The organism is Leifsonia aquatica H1aii (assembly GCF_000633535.1).
Classification (GTDB): Bacteria; Actinomycetota; Actinomycetes; order Actinomycetales; family Microbacteriaceae; genus Leifsonia; species Leifsonia aquatica_A.
Window position 1 is genome coordinate 17,101 of sequence record NZ_AYMR01000052.1, and the last position, 19,044, is coordinate 36,144.

The window sequence follows — 19,044 nt, forward strand, 5'->3', positions numbered from 1 at the left end:
ACACGTCATTAACGGGCACAGGGGCCGCATCCTGTCGGAATGGCCGGGCCAATGCGACGGGATGCGACCCCTGTGGGTGTCGCCGGATGCGTCAGTTGCTGGTGGGCTTGCCGCGGCGGGTGCGGAGCTGGTTGAGGGCGTCCTCGAGCAGCTGCTCCGCCTCCTCCTCCGAGCGGCGCTCCTTCACGTAGGCGAGGTGCGTCTTGTACGGCTCGGCCTTGGCGACCGACGGTGGGTTCTCCTTGTCCCGGCCGGCGGGCAGCCCGCTGGACGGCGAGTCGATCGTCTCGGGGATCTCCTCTTCGGGCAGGTTCGCCGCGAAGTAGCGGACGGTCTCGTTGCCGAGAGCGTCCCAGTACGAGACGGCGACGCGGTCCGCGTGGAAACCGCGGTCCTGCTCCCCCATCGGGCCGGCGCCGACGCGCGACCCACGAATTGCACTTCCTCCGGAAGCCATGGTTCTCCTCTGGTGACGGCGCTGACTAAGCGCTGAACTTGGTGATCAGCCCGAGCACGACGATGCAGACGATCCAGATGATCCCGAGAACGACCGTGATGCGGTTGAGGTTGCGCTCAGCGACGCCGGACGCGCCGAGGTTGGAGGTGACGCCGCCGCCGAACATGTCGGAGAGACCGCCACCGCGCCCCTTGTGCAAGAGGATGAGCAGGGTCAGCAGGAGGCTGGTGATGCCCAGCAGCACCTGCAGGACGACCTGGAGAATCTGCACGAGTTACCTTTCGCGTAACGACACCCGGGCCGCGCCCGGGGAAAGCCAACGACCAGTATAACCGGCCGGGTCGAGAACGACCGTCTCCGTCAGAGACCGACGTGCTTCTGGTAGCGGATGATGCTCGCGAACTCGGCCACGTCGAGGCTCGCACCGCCGACGAGCGCGCCGTCGACGTTCGGCTCGCGCATGAACGCGGCGATGTTGCCCGACTTCACCGAGCCGCCGTAGAGGATGCGGGTCTTCGCCGCGACGTCCTCCCCGAGCAGCTCGACGATGACGGCGCGCAGGGCGGCCGCCACCTGCTCGGCCTGCTCCGGCGTCGCCGCCTGGCCGGACCCGATGGCCCAGACCGGCTCGTAGGCGACGACGAAGTCGGCCGCCGAGTCGACCTGTGCGAGGGCGGCGCGCAGCTGCGCGACGGGCACGGCGCTGGCGCCGTGGACCTCGAGGTCCTCCGCGGTCTCGCCGACGCAGATGATCGGCGCGATGTTGTGCGCGATCGCCTGGGCGGTCTTGGCGGCCACCTGCTCGTCGGTCTCGCCGTGGAGGGTGCGACGCTCCGAGTGGCCGATGATCACGTAGCGGCACTCGAGCGCGGCGAGGAACGCCGCCGAGATCTCACCGGTGTACGCGCCGGAGACGTGCTCCGAGACGTCCTGACCGCCGAACGCGATCGGGAGCTTGTCGGCCGACACGAGGGTCTGGACGCTGCGCAGATCGGTGAACGGCGGGAAGACCGCGGCCTCGACGGCGGAGAAGTCGTGCTGGGCGTCCTTGAGCGTCCAGGCGAGCTTCTGCACGACGGCGATGGCCTGGAGGTGGTCCAGGTTCATCTTCCAGTTGCCGGCGATGAGCGGGACGCGCCGCACCGAGGGGCTCACTGCTGCCATCCGAGGACCTCCAGACCGGGGAGGCGCTTGCCCTCGAGGAACTCGAGGCTCGCGCCGCCGCCCGTAGAAATGTGACCGAACTGGTCATCCGAGAAGCCGAGCGCGCGGACCGCGGCGGCCGAGTCGCCGCCGCCGACGACGCCGAGGCCGTCGACCTCGGTCAGCGCCTGGGCGACGGCCTTGGTGCCGGCCGCGAACGGGGCCAGCTCGAACACGCCCATCGGGCCGTTCCAGAACACGGTGCGGGCACCGCGGACGTACTCCGAGAACAGCTGTGCCGTCTCGGGTCCGATGTCCAGGCCGAGTCCGGACGTGCCCCAGTCGGTGTCCTCGATGCCGTCGACCGGGCGCACCACGTGCTCCGCGTCGGCACCGAACTTGGACGCCACGACGACGTCGCGCGGGAGCACGATCTCGACGCCGAGCTCCTCGGCCTTCGCGAGGTAGCCCTTGACGGTGTCGATCTGATCGGCCTCCAGGAGGCTGGATCCCACCGGGTGGCCGAGAGCGGCGAGGAAGGTGAACAGCATCCCGCCGCCGACGAGGAGCGAGTCCACGCGGGGCAGGAGGTGGCCGATCACGCCGAGCTTGTCCGAGACCTTGGAGCCGCCGAGGACGACCACGTACGGCCGCTCGGGGTTCTCGGTCAGACGGTCGAGCACGTCGAGCTCGGTCGCGATGAGCGTTCCCGCGGCGCTCGGGAGCGCCTGGGCGAGCTCGTACACGCTCGCCTGCTTGCGGTGCACGACGCCGAACCCGTCGGAGACGAAGGCGTCGCCGAAGGCCGCGAGCTTCGCGGCGAACGCGGCGCGCTCGGCGTCGTCCTTGCTCGTCTCCCCCGGGTTGAACCGGAGGTTCTCCAGCAGGGCGACGTCGCCGTCCTCCAGGCCGGCGACGGCATCCGCCGCGCCCTGGCCCACGGTGTCCTGGGCGAAGGTCACCGGTTTGCCCAGCAGCTCACAGAGCCGCTGGGCCACCGGCGCCAGGCTGTACTTCGCGTCCGGGGCGCCCTCGGGGCGACCCAGGTGGGAGATGACGACCACCTTCGCGCCCTGGTTGATCAGGGCGTTGAGGGTGGGAATCGACGCTCGCACACGGCCGTCGTCCGTGATCTGGCCGTCCTTCAGAGGGACGTTCAGATCACAGCGGACGACGACGCGCTTGCCGGCGAGCGAACCGAGTGAATCAAGTGTGCGGAGCGTCACGTCGGTTCCCTGTGGTTAGAGGCGCTCGGCCACGTACTCGGTCAGGTCGACCAGACGGTTGGAGTAGCCCCACTCGTTGTCGTACCAGCTCGAGAGCTTGACCTGGTCGCCGAGGACGCGCAGCAGGCCGGCGTCGAAGATCGACGAGTGCGGGTCGGAGACGATGTCCGAGGAGACGATCTCGTCCTCGGTGTACTTGAGGATGCCCTTCAGCTCGCCCTCGGCGGCTTCCTTGTAGGCGGCCTTGATCTCGTCGACGGTGACCGGGCGCGAGGCCGTGACGGTCAGGTCGGTGATCGAGCCGGTGGGGACCGGCACGCGCAGCGCGAAGCCGTCGAGCTTGCCCTTGAGCTCCGGGAGGACCAGGCCGATCGCCTTGGCGGCACCGGTCGAGGTCGGGACGATGTTGATGGCGGCGGCGCGAGCACGGCGGAGGTCGCTGTGCGGGCCGTCCTGCAGGTTCTGGTCGGCGGTGTACGCGTGGACCGTGGTCATGAGACCGCGCTCGATGCCGAACTTGTCGTTGAACACCTTGGCGAGCGGCGCGAGGCAGTTCGTGGTGCACGACGCGTTGGAGATGATGTTGTGCGCGGCCGGGTCGTACAGGTGCTCGTTGACACCCATGACGAACGTCGCGTCCTCGTCCGTCGCGGGAGCAGAGATGATGACCTTCTTGGCGCCGGCCTCGATGTGCTTCTTGGCGTCCGCGGCCTTGGTGAAACGGCCGGTCGACTCGATGACGATGTCGACACCCAGGTCGCCCCAGCCGAGGTTGGCGGGGTCGCGCTCGGCGAGGACCTTGATCGGCTTGCCGTTGACGACGATGTTGTCGCCGTCGAGTTCCACCGTGGCGTCCAGGCGGCCCGTGATCGAGTCGTACTTGAGCAGGTGCGCGAGCGTCTTGTTGTCGGTGAGGTCGTTCACCGCGACGATCTCGAGGTCGCTGCCCTTCGCGAGGGCCGCGCGCAGGTAGTTGCGACCAATGCGACCGAACCCGTTGATTCCGATCTTTACGGACACGAATGTCTCCCGTTACTTGATGGGGCGCCGGACGGCGCTGATATGGGTGGGTGAAGCGGACGACGGCGTCCCGGGAGGTGCCCTCCCGGGACGCCTCCGGATTAAGACAGTAGCAGCAGGCCCGACGTCTTTTCGCGCGCCCTGGTGAAGCGGTCCTGAACATCGGCCCAGTTGGTGATGTTCCAGAACGCCTTGACGTAATCCGCCTTCACGTTGACGTAGTCGAGGTAGAAGGCGTGCTCCCACATGTCGAGCAGGAGGAGCGGGACGGTCGCCGCGGCGAGGTTGCCCTGGTGGTCGTACAGCTGCTCGATGATGAGCTTCTGGCCCAGCGAGTCCCACGCGAGGATCGACCAGCCGGAACCCTGGATGCCCAGGGCCGACGCGGTGAAGTGGGCGCGGAACTTGTCGAACGAGCCGAAGAACTCGTCGATCGCCGAGGCGAGCTCGCCGGTGGGCTTGTCACCGCCGTCCGGGGAGAGGTTGTTCCAGAAGACCGTGTGGTTCACGTGACCCGCGAGGTTGAACGCGAGGTCCTTCTGGAGCTTGTTCACGTTGCCCAGGTCGTCCGCGTCGCGGGCCTCGGCCAGCTTGACGAGGGCGGTGTTCGCACCGTCGACGTACGCCTTGTGGTGCTTGTCGTGGTGCAGCTCCATGATCCGACCGCTGATGTTCGGTTCCAGCGCCGAGTAGTCGTACGGAAGGTCTGCGAGCGTGTAGTCAGCCATTACTCATCTCCTCAGGTGTGTCCCGGCGCGAATGATCCGCCGGGAGCGGGCGACTTTTCCAGTCTAGTGACGGCAACCGAGGCGGCGGCCGGATGCTTCCCGGTCGGCGCCTCCGCCACGGAACCTACACCTCGTCGAGGTCGGCCGGGAGGTTCGCGTCGGTTCCGGGGATGCCCAGGTCGGAGGCGCGCTTGTCGGCCATCGCCAGCAGGCGGCGGATGCGGCCGGCGACGGCGTCCTTGGTCATGGGCGGGTCGGCGTGGTGGCCGAGCTCGTCCAGGCTGGCGTCGCGCTGCGACAGGCGCAGCTCGCCGGCATAGCGCAGGTGCTCCGGGACGTCGTCGCCGAGGATCTCCAGGGCGCGCTCCACGCGGGCGCAGGCTGCGACGGCGGCCTGTGCGGACCGGCGCAGGTTCGCGTCGTCGAAGTTGACGAGGCGGTTCGCGGTCGCCCGCACCTCGCGGCGCTGGCGCAGCTCCTCCCAGTTGGCGACGGTCTGCGCCGCCCCCATCTGGACGAGCATCGCGCTGATGGCCTCGCCGTCGCGGATGACGACGCGGTGCACACCGCGGACCTCGCGCGCTTTGGCGGAGATGCCCAGGCGGCCGGCGGCGCCGACGAGGGCCATCGCGGCCTCGTTGCCCGGGCAGGTGACCTCCAGCGCGGCCGAACGGCCCGGGTCGGTCAGCGAACCGTGGGCGAGGAAGGCGCCGCGCCAGACGGCCGCGAGCTCCTCACGGGTGCCGGTGGTGAGCCGGTTCGGCAGGCCGCGGATGGGGCGGCGCCGGGCGTCGAGCAGGCCGGTCTGGCGTGCCAGCGTCTCGCCGCCCTCGAGCACGCGGACCAGGTACTGCGGGTTGCGTCGGATTCCGGACGCCGAGATGACCGAGCCTTCGCTGCGGACGCCGTAGAGCTCCGCGAGATCCTTCCGGACCCGCGTGGCGAGCTCCGGAGTGTCCAGCTCGCTCTCCACCGCGATCCGGCCGCCGATGAGGTGCAGCCCGCCGGAGAAGCGGAGGATGGTGGCGAGCTCGGCGGCGCGGACGGTCGTCTTGCCGACCTGCACCTTCGTGAGCTCGTCCTTGACGTCGGCGGTGAGAGCCAATCGGATTCCTAACTGTTGAGCGACGGCGTCGGTAGCGCCGTGAAACGGGTGGCCGGTGTCATTCACGGCCGAGGTCGCGGTGCTTGGTGTTCACCGCGAGACCCGGGAAATTGCGCAACCGCGCCGCGAGCTCTTCCGCAATCGCGACGGAACGGTGCTTCCCTCCCGTGCAGCCTATCGCGATCGTGGCGTGCCGTTTGTTCTCCCGCTGGTATCCCTCGAAGATCGGGCGGAGTGCCGTGACGTATGCGGCGACGAACTCTTCCGCGCCGTTCTGCGCGAGGACGAAGTCGCGCACCACCTCGTCGAGGCCGGTGTGCGGCCGCAGCTCCGGGTTCCAGAACGGGTTCGGCAGGAACCGGGCGTCGGCGACGAGGTCGGCATCGGGCGGGAGACCGTACTTGAACCCGAAGCTGAGCACCGTCACCTGCACACCTGCGGTGCCCTCGGCGGCGAAGGTCTCGGTGATGTTCGTGGCGAGCTGGTGGATGTTGAGATCGGACGTGTCGACGATCAGGTCGCTGGCCTCGCGGATCTCGCGCAGCCGCGCCCGCTCCGCGGTGATGCCGTCGAGCAGGGTGCCGTTCGCCTGCAGCGGGTGCGGCCGTCGCACCTGCTCGAAGCGGCGCACCAGCACGGAGTCGGCGGCCTCGAGGAACAGCACCCGGACCTTCGTGCCCTCGCGCAGGCTCTGCACCATGTCGCGCAGGTCGGCGAAGTAGTTGCGCCCGCGCACGTCGACGACGGCGGCGATGCGCGGCAGCCCCGACTCGGCGCGGTTGGCGAGCTCGATCAGCGGTCGCAGCATCTGCGGCGGGAGGTTGTCGACCACGTACCAGTCGAGGTCTTCGAGTGCGTTGGCGACCGTCGAGCGGCCCGCCCCCGACATGCCCGTGACGATCAGCACTTCCTGCTGCGCGGTGTCGGTGGCCACCTGTTGTCCTCCTCGGATCTGTGTCCGTCCAGCCTATCGAGTGACGGCGGCCGGGAGGACGGATCGGCCCAGAATCCGCAGCGCGAGGAACGCCAGCGCGCTCGCGGCCACCCACGCGGCGATCGACGCCCCGCCGAGCAGCGCGACGAGGACCGCGGCCGCGCCGGTAGCCGCCGCGGCGGTCGCGACCACCGCCGCCCGGCCGCTCCGGACGGTGGGAGCAGCCGTCGCACCACTCCCGCCCGGTCGACCGGTCTCGAATCGTCCCGCGGCCGCCACCACGGCGGCCACGGCCACCAGCACCGCCGCGAACCAGAGCGGGCGGGTCAGCCACCAGTCTCCGCTCAACGGCGCGGGGAGCCTCAGGCCGGGCACGACGAGCGCGCCGACCAGCAGACCGCCGGCGAGGACGATCAGGACCGGCATGTGCCAGAGGTACACCGTCATCGACCGGGCGGAGACGACCGCCACGAAACGGCTCGGACCGGGGAGCCGCGCCCACCGCCGCAGCGTCGGCGCGGCCAGGTGCAGCACGGAGAGCTGCGCGACGGCCAGCAGGAGCAGGGCGCAGGTCGGGGGGTTGAGGTTGGCGAGCATGTCGAACGACCACACGCCGTTCGCGCAGAGCAGCAGGAGCAGGCCGAGCGCTGCCACGCCGACCACCGCGAGGCGACGGCGGGAGACGCCCGCCAGCCGCCCCGACGCCAGCCAGAACCCGAGCTGCTGCACGGTCAGCCAGACGAAGAGCAGGTTCGCGAATCCGATCGCCGTGACGCCGGTCGCACCACGGGCGACGTCGACCGCCACCGCGACGGCGGCCGGTGTGAGGAGGCCGACCACGGGCGCACGACGGTGCAGCGCCACCAGGGGCGGGACCGCCGCCGTGCAGAGGATGTACACACCGAGGAACCAGAGCGGCTGGCTGATCCGGAAGCCCGCGATGGCGACGAGCGAGGCGGGGACGCCGGCGATCGCGAGCGCGCTCAGCAGCACCGCCACGGCGACGAGGGCCGCGGAGGCCGGTACGAGCAGTCGCCGCACCCGTCCTGCGAGATAGTCGCCGTATCCGGCGCCCCGCCGGCGCATCCGCTCCCACTGGGTGTGGGCGGAGAAGCCGCCGAGGAGGAAGAAGAGCGGCATCACCTGCACGATCCAGCTGAGCGGCGCGAACCCGGGCCAGCCCTCCATGGCGTTCTGCAGGACCGGCCCGGACTCCCCGATGCCGACCCCCACCATCAGCGCGTGCAGCAGCACCACGACGACGAGGCATCCGGCCCTGGCGAGGTCGACGGCCGGATCCCGGCCGGACACCGGTCGACGCGCGGGCCGGTCGAGGCGGCGTGCGGGCTGCGGCTCTGCGCGCTCGACGAGAGCGGGGGACGAGGACATCGTGACTCCTTCCGAGCGGTCCGGTGGACCGACGGTCAGAGCGTCTCAGCGGGGCTGCGCGGGCCGCGTCACCCCCGGGAGCCAACCTCGCCCCCTACCGCGGTAGGGGCCGGCACGACGTGCCGGATCAGGGGGTCGGATCGACCAGTCCCGCATCGAAGGCGAGGATCACGGCCTGGACCCGGTCGCGCAGGCCGAGCTTCGCGAACACCCGGCTCACATGGGTCTTGACGGTCTGCTCGGCGATGAAGAGCTCGGAGGCGATCTCCGCGTTCGAGAGTCCGCGACCGATCAGCACGAGGATCTCGCGCTCCCGCTCGGTCAGGCCGGCCAGACGCTGGGCCTTCGCCCCGCCGGCGGGGCGGAGTGCGCCGAAGCGCTCGAGCAGCCGTTTGGTCACACGCGGCGCGAGCAGGGCGTCCCCGGCGGCGACGACCCGCACCGCCTGCACGAGGTCGGCCGGCGGGGCGTCCTTGAGCAGGAATCCGCTCGCGCCCGCGCTGAGGGCGTCGTAGACGTACTCGTCGGCGTCGAAGGTGGTGAGGACGAGGACGAGCGGACGGTGCGGGTCGCCGCGGCTCGGGCGCACCAATTCGCGTGTCGCCTCGATGCCGTTCATGACCGGCATCCGCACATCCATCAGCACCAGATCGGGTCGGAGCCGCCGCGCGAGCTCGACGGCTTCCGCGCCGTCCGCCGCCTGCCCGAGCACCTCGATGCCGTCCTGTGCGGCCAGGATCGCCGCGAAACCGGCGCGCACCATCGCCTGGTCGTCGACCACCAGGACGCTGATGGTCATGCCGTCTCCCCCGTCGCGGCGTCGGCGCGGGCGTCCACGCCGCGCAGCATGTCCGCCCCGTGGCCGACGGAGTCCGGCGTGTCGAGCGGCAGGAGCGCGCGCACCCGGAACCCGCCGTCCGCGCGCGGACCGGCCTCCAGGCTGCCCCCGAGCAGCTCCGCTCGCTCGCGCATGCCGCGGATCCCGTGGCCGCCGCTCTCCGGTGCCGGGGCGGAGGCCGGCCGGCCGGGTGCACGCTCGTTCGCGACCTCGACCACCAGCCCGGCGGTCGTGCGTTCCAGCAGCACGTCGGCGACGGCTCCGGTCGCATGCCGGGCGATGTTGCTCAGCGATTCCTGCACGATGCGGTAAACCGCGAGGGAGAGCACGGGATCGAGCGTCCCGGCGAACCCGGTCGCCAACCGGTCGTCGAGTCGCACCGCGCCGCGCCGGCTCGCGGCGGTCACCAGAGCAGGAACGTCCGCCAGCCCCGGCTGCGGCGCCGTCTCGGCGGCCACGTCCTCCCGGCGCAGCACACCCAGGAGCATCCGCATCTCCCCCATCGCGCTGCGCGCCGTCGCGGCGAGCTCGTCGAACTCGGCCGCGGCCTCCGGGGTGAGGTCCGGGAGACGATAGCGAGCGCTCGACGCTTGCACCTGGATGGCGGACATGCCATGGGCGACGACATCGTGCAGCTCCCGGGCGATGCGCGTGCGCTCCTCGGCGACCTCGCGCAGCGCCTGCTCGGAGGCGGAGACGCGCTGCTCGCGCAGCAGCTGGCGCCGCACGTCCTGCCAGCGCGCCACCAGCAGACCGCCGAGCACGGCCGCCGCACTGATCGCGGCGAACACGACCAGGTCGGCCGTCACGGCGCCGACCGTCGCGGGCGCGTGGGCGGCGGTCGAGCCCACGATGGATGTGGCGGCGACCGCGATCAGCCACACGGTCGCGGCCGTGCGCCAGGCCGAACCGGCACTGGCGACGGCGAGAGTGGCCGAGAAGGCGATCATCGCGGTCACCGGGACCGGCCAGGGGCTTCCGGTGTCCGGCGTCCCGAGCAGCGCGAGGAGGATCACGGCGGCGGCGGAGAGGGCCGCCGCCGCGGCCGGACGCACCAGTGCGGCCACGATCGCTCCGGCCAGCGCGAGCGAGAGCAGGAGGGCGAAGATCACCGGCACGGCGTACAGGGTCGCCGAGAGCACCGAGGACACGACGAGGACCGCCACCGAGACGGTGATCGTGGCGCCCCAGAGGAGCGCACGGCCCCGATCGAGGCGCAGAGCCACCGGGGACGGGACGGGCGATGCCGCGGTCATCGGCGAGCCTCCTCTGCGAGCGGAACGGTCACGGGTGCGGGTGCGGGTTCGGCGTGCTCCTCGGCGCCGTCGCCGCCAGGGGCGGCCGTCCGGCGCTCCCGGCGACGCGACATCGCGCGGAGCCCGGCGTCGAGGGCGATCCCGGCCGAGACGCCGAGAGCGATCCCGACGACCATGGCCAGGAAGGCGTTGCCGCCGAGCCAGTGCGCCGCGATCACCCCCACAGTAACCGAGTACAGCGACCAGGAGACCCCGGCGAGCGTCGAGAGCAGGAGGAACCGGCGCCAGGACACCCGGGCCGCACCCGCCATCAGGTTCACCGCGACGCGGCCGACCGGCACGTAGCGCGCCGAGAGCACCAGCACACCGGCGCGGTCATGGATCCCGCGCCGTGCCCTGGCCAGGGCCGCGCTCATCCGCGGGCCGCGCAGCATCCGCAGCCGCTCGAGGGGAACCCGCCGCCCGATGGCATAGGTCAGGTTGTCCCCCGCGATCGCGCCGGCCGCCGCGCACGCGATGACCAGAGGGAGGTCCGGCGTTCCGACGGCGACCGCGGCGGCGGCCGCCGCGATGACCACGGACTCGCTCGGCACGGGCGGGAAGAAGGCGTCCACCAGCACCACGGCGAAGACCACCAGGTAGACCCACGGCGATGCGGCCGCCTGGGCGATGAACTCGTTCACGGCATCCATACCGCGACGCTACGGTCCGGTCGCGGCACCGCGCGTCACCCGCCGGTACCGTCGGACCCTACTGCGGAGGGAGATCCACCTCCCTCGCCATCGGTCGCGACGGCCGGACTCGGCGGCGCGGTCGGACTCGGCGGCGCGGTCGGACTCGGCGGCGCCGTCGGACTCGGCGGCGCGGTCGGACTCAGCGGTCGGTGAGACGCTCGTGGATGGCGGTCGCCAGCGTCGGCCCCACCCCGCGCACCTCCGCGATCTGCTCCGGCGTCGCCTGCTTGAGCTGCGCCACCGATCCGAAATGCTTGAGCAGCTCCTTGACCCGCGCCGGGCCGAGGCCGGGGATCTCCCCCAGCACCGTCCCGATGTCGCGCTTGCGTCGCGACCGCTGGTACGTGATCGCGAACCGGTGCGCCTCGTCGCGGAGGCGTTGGATGAGGAACAGGGCGTCGCTGTTGCGCGGCAGGATCACCGGGAAGTCGGAGTCGGGCAGCCAGATCTCCTCCAGCCGCTTGGCGATCCCGGCGAGCTGGATGCCCTGCACACCGGACTCCTCCAGAGCCCGCTGCGCAGCGGCGACCTGGGGCTGGCCGCCGTCGACCAGCAGCAGGTTCGGCGGGTAGGAGAACTTGCGCCGGCGCTTCTCCGCCGCCGCCTCCGCGAGCTCGGCCTCCACATCGATGGTCGGGTCGTCTCCCGCGACACCGTCGCCATCCGGGCCCACCTCACCCCGGCCCACCTCGTCCGCGCCGGCCTCGTCGGCCGGTTCCTCCATACCCGCGGCGACCGGGTCGGTCTCGATCGGCGCGTCGTCCTTCAGATAGGCGAGTCGCCGGGTGATCACCTGGTAGATCGACTCGGTGTCGTCGGTCGACTCGGGGATGCTGAAGCGCCGGTACTGGTCCTTGCGGGGCAGGCCGTCCTCGAAGACGACCATCGACGCGACGATGTTGGTGCCGCTCAGGTGCGACACGTCGTAGCACTCCATGCGCAGCGGCGCCTCGTCCATCCCGAGGGCGTCCTGGATGTCGGAGAGCGCCTTCGACCGCGCGACGAAGTCGGCCGACCGGCGGGTCTTGTAGAGCACGAGCGCGTTCTTGGCGTTCATCTCGGCCGTCTGGGCGAGCGCCGCCTTGTCACCGCGCTGGGCGACCCGCAGCTCCACACGGCCGCTGAGCCGCCCCCGCGTCGCGGTCGGGTCGCTGACGCTGCCACCGCTGGTCTCGTGCCTGCGCGCGGTGAGCCACTGCTCCAGCTCGGTCGCATCGTCCGGCAGCTCCGGCACGAGGATCTCACGCGGGGGGACGTCGGCACCCTCATAGGCGTTCTGCAGTACGGTCTCGACCAGCTCGCCGAGATCCATGTCGAGCTCCTTGTCGACGACCCAGCTGCGCACACCGCGGATGCGCCCACCGCGCACGATGAACTGCTGCACGGCGGCGGCCAGCTCGTCGTGGGCGATGCCGAAGGCGTCGAGATCGACCGTGTCCTGCAGCACGACGGCGCTCTTGCCCATCGCGGCCTCCAGCGCCTGGATGGCGTCCCGGTGCCGCGCGGCGGCCTCGTAGTCCATCGTGCCCGCCGCGGTCTTCATCTTGTCCGTCAGCTCGCGGATGTACTTCGTGTCGTTGCCGGCCATGAAGGAGACGAAGTCCTCGGCCAGCTCCCGGTGATCCTCCGGCGAGATGCGTCCGACGCACGGCGCCGCGCACTTGCCGATGTCACCGAGCAGGCACGGCCGCCCCGTGAGCTCGGCGCGACGGTAGACGCCGTCGGAGCAGCTGCGGACGGGGAAGGCCTTGAGCATCAGGTCGACCGTGTCGCGGATCGCCCAGACCTTCGTGTAGGGACCGAAGTAGCGGGCGTCCTTCACTCCGCGGTTGCGCGTCACCATCACCCGCGGGATACGGTCCCCCAGCGTCACCGCCAGGTACGGATACGACTTGTCGTCCCGGAACTGCACGTTGAACGGCGGCGTGAATTCCTTGATCCAGGTGTATTCGAGTTGGAGGGCCTCGAACTCGCTGGCCACGACCGTCCACTCGACCGACGCGGCCGTCGTCACCATCCGCCGGGTGCGCTCGTGCAGGCTGCGCAGCGGCTGGAAGTAGTTGCTCAGCCGCGCGCGCAGGTTCTTCGCCTTGCCCACATAGAGCACGCGACGGTTCTTGTCGCGGAAGCGGTAGACGCCCGGTTGCGTCGGGATCTCGCCGGCCTTCGGCCGGTAGCTGACGGTATCGGCCACACGCTCCTCCTACGCGGCGCCCTGGGCGCTCTCGCCCTGCAGGATCTCCTTGAGGAAGTAGCCCGTGTGGCTGCCCGGCGCCTCGGCGACCTGCTCGGGTGTGCCGGTCGCGATGACCTGTCCACCGCCCGCGCCGCCCTCGGGTCCCATGTCGATCAACCAGTCCGCCGACTTGATCACGTCGAGGTTGTGCTCGATCACGATGACGGTGTTGCCCTTGTCGAGCAGGCCGTTCAGCACCAGGAGCAGCTTGCGGACGTCCTCGAAGTGCAGACCGGTGGTCGGCTCGTCGAGCACGTAGACGCTGCGGCCGTTGGAGCGGCGCTGCAACTCGGTCGCGAGCTTGACGCGCTGCGCCTCACCGCCGGAGAGGGTCGTCGCGCTCTGACCGAGGCGCACGTAGCCGAGTCCCACGTCGACGAGCGTCTTCAGGTACCGGTGGATGGCCGAGATCGGCTCGAAGAACACCGCCGCCTCGCTGATCGGCATGTCGAGCACCTCGGCGATGTTCTTGCCCTTGTAGTGCACCGACAGGGTGTCGCGGTTGTACCGCGCTCCCCCGCACACCTCGCACGCGACGTAGACGTCGGGGAGGAAGTTCATCTCGATCTTGATCGTGCCGTCGCCCGAGCACGCCTCGCAGCGGCCGCCCTTGACGTTGAAGCTGAACCGCCCGGGGAGGTATCCGCGCATCTTCGCCTCGGTGGTCTCGGCGAAGAGGTTCCGGATGCGGTCGAACACGCCGGTGTAGGTGGCCGGGTTCGAGCGCGGGGTGCGGCCGATCGGCGCCTGGTCGACGTGCACCACCTTGTCGAGGTTGTCGAGTCCGGTGACCGTGCGGTGCTTGCCCGGCAGCTTCCGGGCGCCGTTGAGCTTGTTCGCCAGCACGCGGTACAGGATGTCGTTCACCAGCGAGGACTTGCCGGAGCCGGAGACCCCGGTGACCGCCACGAACGCACCGAGCGGGAAGTCGACCGTCACCTTCTTGAGGTTGTTCGCCTCGGCGTCGACGACGCGCAGCATGCGCTTCTTGTCGATCTTGCGGCGCTTCGCCGGGATCGCGATCTCCCGCCGGCCGGCCAGGTAGTCGCCGGTCAAGGAGTCGGTGTTCGCCAGCAGTTCGTCGTACGAGCCCGAGTGCACGACATGCCCGCCGTTGACGCCCGCACCGGGGCCGATGTCGACGACCCAGTCCGCGGTGCGGATCGTGTCCTCGTCGTGCTCGACCACGATCAGGGTGTTGCCGAGGTCGCGGAGGGCGACCAGCGTGTCGATCAGCCGGCGGTTGTCGCGCTGGTGCAGGCCGATGCTCGGCTCGTCGAGCACATACAGCACACCAGTCAGTCCCGAGCCGATCTGGGTGGCGAGGCGGATGCGCTGCGCCTCGCCGCCGGAGAGCGTGGCCGCCGCCCGCGAGAGGTCGAGGTAGCTGAGCCCGACCTGGATGAGGAAGTCCAGGCGGATCTTGATCTCGCGCAGCACCTGCGCGCCGATCTTCTGCTCGCGCTCGGTCAGGTGCAGCTTCTCCATGAACGCACGGGCGTCGCTGAGGCTCAGCTCCGACGCGTCCGCGATGCTCGCCCCGTGCACCTGCACGGCGAGCACCTCGGGCTTGAGGCGCTTGCCCTTGCAGACCGGGCACGGCACTTCGCGCAGGTACTCGGCCCAGCGGGCGCGCTGGGTGTCCGTCTCGGCCTGCAGATACTGCCGCTCGATGTACGGGACGACGCCCTCGAAGCCGGAGGTGTAGGACATCTCGCGGCCGTAGCGGTTCTTCCACCGCACCTTGACCTCGAAGTTGTCGCCGTGCAGCACCGCGTCCTTCACGGCGTCGGGCAGCTTCTTCCACGGGGTGTCGAGGGAGAAGTCGAGGTCGCGGGCGAGTCCGGCGAGCAGCTTCTCGTAGTAGTTGAACAGGCCCTTGCCCTGCGTGGTCCACGGCACGATGACGCCCTCGGCGATGCTCTGCGTGTCGTCGCCGAGCAGCAGGTCGTCGTCGACCGACATGCGCGTGCCGAGACCGGAGCACTCCGGGCAGGCTCCGAACGGCGCGTTGAACGAGAAGGTGCGCGGCTCGATCTCGGTGAGCTGGATCGGGTGGCCGTTCGGGCAGGACAGCTTCTCGCTGAACGACTGCCACGCCTCCGGGCCCTCACGGTCGACGAAGTTGACCTGGGCGAGCCCGTCGGTCAGGCGCAGCGCCGTCTCGAGGGAGTCGGTGAGCCGGGTCAGGATGTCCGGACCGGCGACGAGGCGGTCGACGATCACCGAGATGTCGTGCTTGTACTGCTTCTTGAGCGTCGGCGGCTCGGAGAGCTGGATCAGCTCCCCGTCGACGAGGGCGCGCGAGTAGCCGCTCGCGGCCAGCTCCTTGAACAGGTCGACGAACTCGCCCTTCTTCTGCGAGACGACGGGGCTCACCACCATGTAGCGGGTGCCCGCCTCCAGCTCCATGAGCTGGTCGGCGATCTGCTGCACCGTCTGCCGCTGGATCTTCTCGCCGCAGACCGGGCAATGGGGCACGCCGATGCGGGCCCAGAGCAGGCGCATGTAGTCGTAGATCTCGGTGATCGTGCCGACGGTCGAGCGCGGGTTGCGGTTCGTCGACTTCTGGTCGATCGAGACCGCCGGGCTCAGGCCCTCGATGAAGTCGACATCGGGGCGGTCCACCTGGCCGAGGAACTGGCGCGCATAGGCCGAGAGCGACTCGACGTAGCGGCGCTGGCCCTCGGCGAAGATCGTGTCGAACGCGAGCGACGACTTGCCCGATCCCGACAGACCGGTGAAGACCACCAGCGAGTCGCGCGGGATGTCGAGGTCCACATCGTGCAGGTTGTGCACGCGCGCCCCGCGGACGCTGAGCTGCGAACCGGTGACCGTGCCGATGCTCCCCTGCCCGTGGGTCGCGTGACCCTGGATGTTCTGCTGCCCCTGAATGCTCACTCGTCCCATTCTCCGCTAATTCCGCGCTGCGACGGCCGATGTTCGCCGTCCGCGCACCGTCGCCGTTCGTTCGAAGCTGTGTTCGATTGTAGCGCCTGCGCGGCGGGCGTCGGCCCGCACGCGCGAGTCTAGGCGCGGCCACCGACATCGACGAAAGCGAGGTCGCTCAGGGCCCGGGGCGACGCAGGACGAGGAGCGTGAGGAGCGTCGCCAGCGCGAGCACGGCGAGTCCCGCGACGATCGCCGCACCGCCGCCCGGGACCGGCTGCCGCACGGCGAGCAGGACCACGGCCGCGGCCTGCACGGGCAGCTGGATCGCCACGTAACGCCAGAGCCCCGGCAGGAGCACCGCGGGCTGGATCCGGGCGCGCGCCGGCACCACGAGCATCCACGCCGCGAGGAGGTGCAGCGTGTGGGCTCCGGCGATGAGGGCGAGCACGCGCGGCGAGACGCCGGCCGTGTCCTCGAGCAGGGCCGACAGCGCCAGCACCGCGATCAGGAGCCACGCGACGCGCCAGCGGGGCACCGCGACGGCGAGCCCGGCGAGCACCACACAGAGCGCGGGCCACGGCCCGCTCGGCGCCGCCGTCAGCGCGAGCGGGACGGCCACCACCACGAAGGCCGCGCGCACCGACCAGCCGGGCAGCGTCCACGGCAGGCCCGCCGCGCCCGTGTCGTCGTCGGTCCCGGACGCCGCAGCGGCAGGGGACGGCATGCGGTCCGCCGGAGGGCCCGCGGCGCTCCGCCGTTCCGACCCGCTCATGCCGGACTCCCGTCGGACACCCGGCGCTGGGGCGCCGTGCCCCGGCGCGGGGTCGCCAGCAGCCGCAGCTGGACCTCGCGCTCCGCCGACGCCCAGACCAGCAGCTCCACGCCTGCCGCGCGCAGCCGTTCGAACCGCACGGCGCGTTCGCCCGTCACCACCCGGAGCGCGAGCCGCTCCCGCGCAGGCAGCTCCGCGGTCGTCAACGGCGGGAGCACGTCGACGGCGATCACGCGGTGCCCGGCGGCCCGCCACGCGAGCGCCAACCGCAACGGCTGCTCGTCGAGGAACGTCGACAGCACGTAGACCAGCGCGCCCGGAGCGAGACGAGGCACCCGCACGCGTTCGGTCACCGGTCCGCGGGCCGCCGTCGTCTCGATCGCCCGCAGCACCGCCTGGCGGTGCCGGGCGCCCGCCCGCGGCGGCAGAGCCCGCGACGCCGCCGCGAGGTCGTCGAACCCGACCCGGTCGGCGACCGCAGCGTACGCCGTCGCGAGCGACACGGCCGCCTCCCTCGCCACGTCGAGCGAGCACGGCCCGGGATGCGGATGCGCCTCGGCCCAATCCGCGACCTCGCCCGGAAGATCGTCGCGCGCATCCAGGACCAGCTGCACGGCGGCGTCGGAGGTCGCCGTCGTCCGCCGGACGTAGAGCTCTCCGGGACGCTGCGCCCGCCGCGCCGTCGCCTTCCAATCGATCCGGCGCAGCCGGTCGCCCGCTCGGTAGCGATCCACGTCGCGGAACTCGCCGCCGTCGCCGGGCAGGGCGGACAGATGCTGCCCGGTGAGGCCGAGTAGCCGCCCGGGAAGCGGGAGACTGCGAACCGGGACGGGGACCGGGCGCACGATGCGGTCGACCACCGTCGCCGGGGTCTGGACCTCCGTCCGGTCCTGGTCGCCCGCCCACGCGGCGTCCGTACCGATGCCGCGCGCCTCGGCCGACAGCAGACGCTGCGGACCCGAATGGCCCACCGCGACCTCCAGATGCAGACGTGCCGCGGCCCGCGGAGTCAGCAGGGCATCGACCGGAGCACGGTCGACGGTCGCGAACCGCAGCTGGACGGCGTCGGGCCGCGAGCCGGTCTCGGGCAGGGCGCGCACCGAGACCGGGATCCGGGTCACGCGCGTGGCCTCGTCCACCGAGGCGCCCCCTTCGTCCGCCGCGGCCTCGATCGCGACGGCCGCGCCGCCGCGGGGCACGCGGGCGCGGTCGATCAGGACGGAGAGCAGGAGCGGGGCGGCGATGAGCACGAGCTCGACCCGGCCGAAGGCGAAGGCCGCCACGAGGCACGCCACGGCCACCAGCGCGGCGCCGGCCTGGGCGGGGCTGCGCACCCACCTCCCGGCGCGGTCCCGCCCGTCCGACGCGGTCACGCCTGCGCCGCCTCCCGGTCGCGGGTGCCGACCGCCGGAGGCCCCGGCACACCGGCGACCACCTCGGCCACGACATCCTGCGGGCTGACCCCGCTGGTCCACGCCGCGACGGTCAGCGTGAGCCGGTGGGCCAGGACGGCGACGGCGACGCGCTTGACGTCGTCCGGGAGGACGAAGTCGCGGCCGGCGAGCACCGCCAGGGCACGGGCGACCAGCAGCAGCCCCTGAGACCCGCGCGGAGAGGCGCCGACCTCGACCGATCGGTGGCGCCGGGTCGCTGCCGCCAGGGCGACGCAGTAGGCGGCGATGTCGGGGTCGACATCGACCTGCTCCACGCCGGCCTGCATGGCGAGCAGGGTGTCGGCGTCGGTCACCGGCTCCACCGAGGCCACCTCGTGGCGCCGCGCCACCCGGGCGAGGAGCACGCGCTGCTCCCCCGCCTGGTCCGGGTAGCCGACGCTCAGCCGGACCATGAACCGGTCGAGCTGCGCCTCCGGCAGGGCGTACGTGCCCTCGGACTCGATCGGGTTGGCCGTCGCGACGACGTGGAACGGGCGCGGGAGCGCGAAGCTGCTGCCCTCGACCGACACCTGCCCCTCGGCCATCGCCTCGAGCAGTGCCGACTGCGTCTTCGGGGACGTTCGGTTGATCTCGTCCGCGAGGAACAGGCCGGTGAAGACCGGCCCCGGCCGGAACTCGAACTCCGACGACTGCGGGAGGTACACGAACGAACCCGTGATGTCGGAGGGCAGGAGGTCCGGCGTGCACTGGAGGCGGCGGAACTCCAGCCCGACGGCCGCGGCGATCGAACGGGCGGCGAGCGTCTTGCCGAGCCCGGGCACGTCCTCGAAGAGCACGTGCCCGCCCGCGAGGATCGTGGCCAGGGCAAGGGCGAGCGGTTGACGCATCCCGACGACCACGGATTCGACCCGGTCGAGGAT

General features: G+C 71.3%; 17 protein-coding genes. All 17 read right to left on the reverse strand.

Annotated features, from left to right (window positions below; translation table 11 throughout):
* Positions 1-91: 91 nt before the first annotated feature.
* Positions 92-457, reverse strand: coding sequence for an RNA polymerase-binding protein RbpA (locus tag U870_RS0121845; RefSeq protein ID WP_025159474.1), 366 nt, complete (start codon positions 455-457; stop codon positions 92-94).
* 25 nt (positions 458-482) lie between these two features.
* Complete coding sequence (gene secG, locus U870_RS0121850) at positions 483-728, reverse strand: preprotein translocase subunit SecG (RefSeq protein ID WP_025159475.1); 246 nt, start codon at positions 726-728, stop codon at positions 483-485.
* 89 nt (positions 729-817) lie between these two features.
* Positions 818-1,621, reverse strand: coding sequence for a triose-phosphate isomerase (gene tpiA / locus U870_RS0121855; RefSeq protein WP_029948020.1), 804 nt, complete (start codon positions 1,619-1,621; stop codon positions 818-820).
* On the reverse strand, positions 1,609-2,826 hold the full coding sequence (locus tag U870_RS0121860) for a phosphoglycerate kinase (RefSeq protein ID WP_025159477.1): 1,218 nt from the start codon (positions 2,824-2,826) through the stop codon (positions 1,609-1,611). The genes tpiA and U870_RS0121860 overlap by 13 nt, the downstream gene beginning before the upstream one ends.
* A 15-nt stretch (positions 2,827-2,841) precedes the next feature.
* Complete coding sequence (gene gap, locus U870_RS0121865; protein WP_021764736.1) at positions 2,842-3,846, reverse strand: type I glyceraldehyde-3-phosphate dehydrogenase; 1,005 nt, start codon at positions 3,844-3,846, stop codon at positions 2,842-2,844.
* A 101-nt stretch (positions 3,847-3,947) separates the two neighbouring features.
* On the reverse strand, positions 3,948-4,574 hold the full coding sequence (locus tag U870_RS0121870) for a superoxide dismutase (protein WP_025159478.1): 627 nt from the start codon (positions 4,572-4,574) through the stop codon (positions 3,948-3,950).
* Between the two features lie 124 nt (positions 4,575-4,698).
* Positions 4,699-5,679: a DNA-binding protein WhiA gene (gene whiA, locus U870_RS0121875; protein ID WP_025159479.1), complete on the reverse strand. Its 981-nt coding sequence runs from the start codon at positions 5,677-5,679 to the stop codon at positions 4,699-4,701.
* Between the two features lie 58 nt (positions 5,680-5,737).
* The gene (gene rapZ / locus U870_RS0121880) at positions 5,738-6,613 is read right to left on the reverse strand and encodes an RNase adapter RapZ (RefSeq protein ID WP_025159480.1); all 876 of its coding nucleotides are present in this window, start codon (positions 6,611-6,613) and stop codon (positions 5,738-5,740) included.
* A 33-nt stretch (positions 6,614-6,646) separates the two neighbouring features.
* The gene (locus U870_RS0121885; protein WP_025159481.1) at positions 6,647-8,002 is read right to left on the reverse strand and encodes an acyltransferase family protein; all 1,356 of its coding nucleotides are present in this window, start codon (positions 8,000-8,002) and stop codon (positions 6,647-6,649) included.
* A 127-nt stretch (positions 8,003-8,129) separates the two neighbouring features.
* Positions 8,130-8,801, reverse strand: a complete 672-nt coding sequence (locus U870_RS0121890; protein WP_025159482.1) for a response regulator — start codon at positions 8,799-8,801, stop codon at positions 8,130-8,132.
* Positions 8,798-10,096: a sensor histidine kinase gene (locus U870_RS0121895; RefSeq protein ID WP_025159483.1), complete on the reverse strand. Its 1,299-nt coding sequence runs from the start codon at positions 10,094-10,096 to the stop codon at positions 8,798-8,800. The genes U870_RS0121890 and U870_RS0121895 overlap by 4 nt, the downstream gene beginning before the upstream one ends.
* Positions 10,093-10,788, reverse strand: coding sequence for a DedA family protein (locus U870_RS0121900; protein WP_025159484.1), 696 nt, complete (start codon positions 10,786-10,788; stop codon positions 10,093-10,095). The genes U870_RS0121895 and U870_RS0121900 overlap by 4 nt, the downstream gene beginning before the upstream one ends.
* Before the next feature lie 181 nt (positions 10,789-10,969).
* Positions 10,970-13,024, reverse strand: a complete 2,055-nt coding sequence (gene uvrC / locus U870_RS0121905; RefSeq protein WP_025159485.1) for an excinuclease ABC subunit UvrC — start codon at positions 13,022-13,024, stop codon at positions 10,970-10,972.
* A gap of 9 nt (positions 13,025-13,033) precedes the next feature.
* Complete coding sequence (gene uvrA / locus U870_RS0121910; protein ID WP_240183777.1) at positions 13,034-15,943, reverse strand: excinuclease ABC subunit UvrA; 2,910 nt, start codon at positions 15,941-15,943, stop codon at positions 13,034-13,036.
* 190 nt (positions 15,944-16,133) lie between these two features.
* Complete coding sequence (locus U870_RS0121915) at positions 16,134-16,682, reverse strand: hypothetical protein (RefSeq protein WP_052357892.1); 549 nt, start codon at positions 16,680-16,682, stop codon at positions 16,134-16,136.
* A gap of 44 nt (positions 16,683-16,726) precedes the next feature.
* Entirely contained in the window at positions 16,727-18,103 is a 1,377-nt protein-coding gene (locus U870_RS22895; protein WP_025159488.1) for a DUF58 domain-containing protein, read from the reverse strand.
* A partial coding sequence (locus U870_RS0121925) for an AAA family ATPase (RefSeq protein WP_025159489.1) occupies positions 18,100-19,044 on the reverse strand: 945 nt, incomplete at its 5' end. The genes U870_RS0121925 and U870_RS22895, both read right to left, overlap by 4 nt.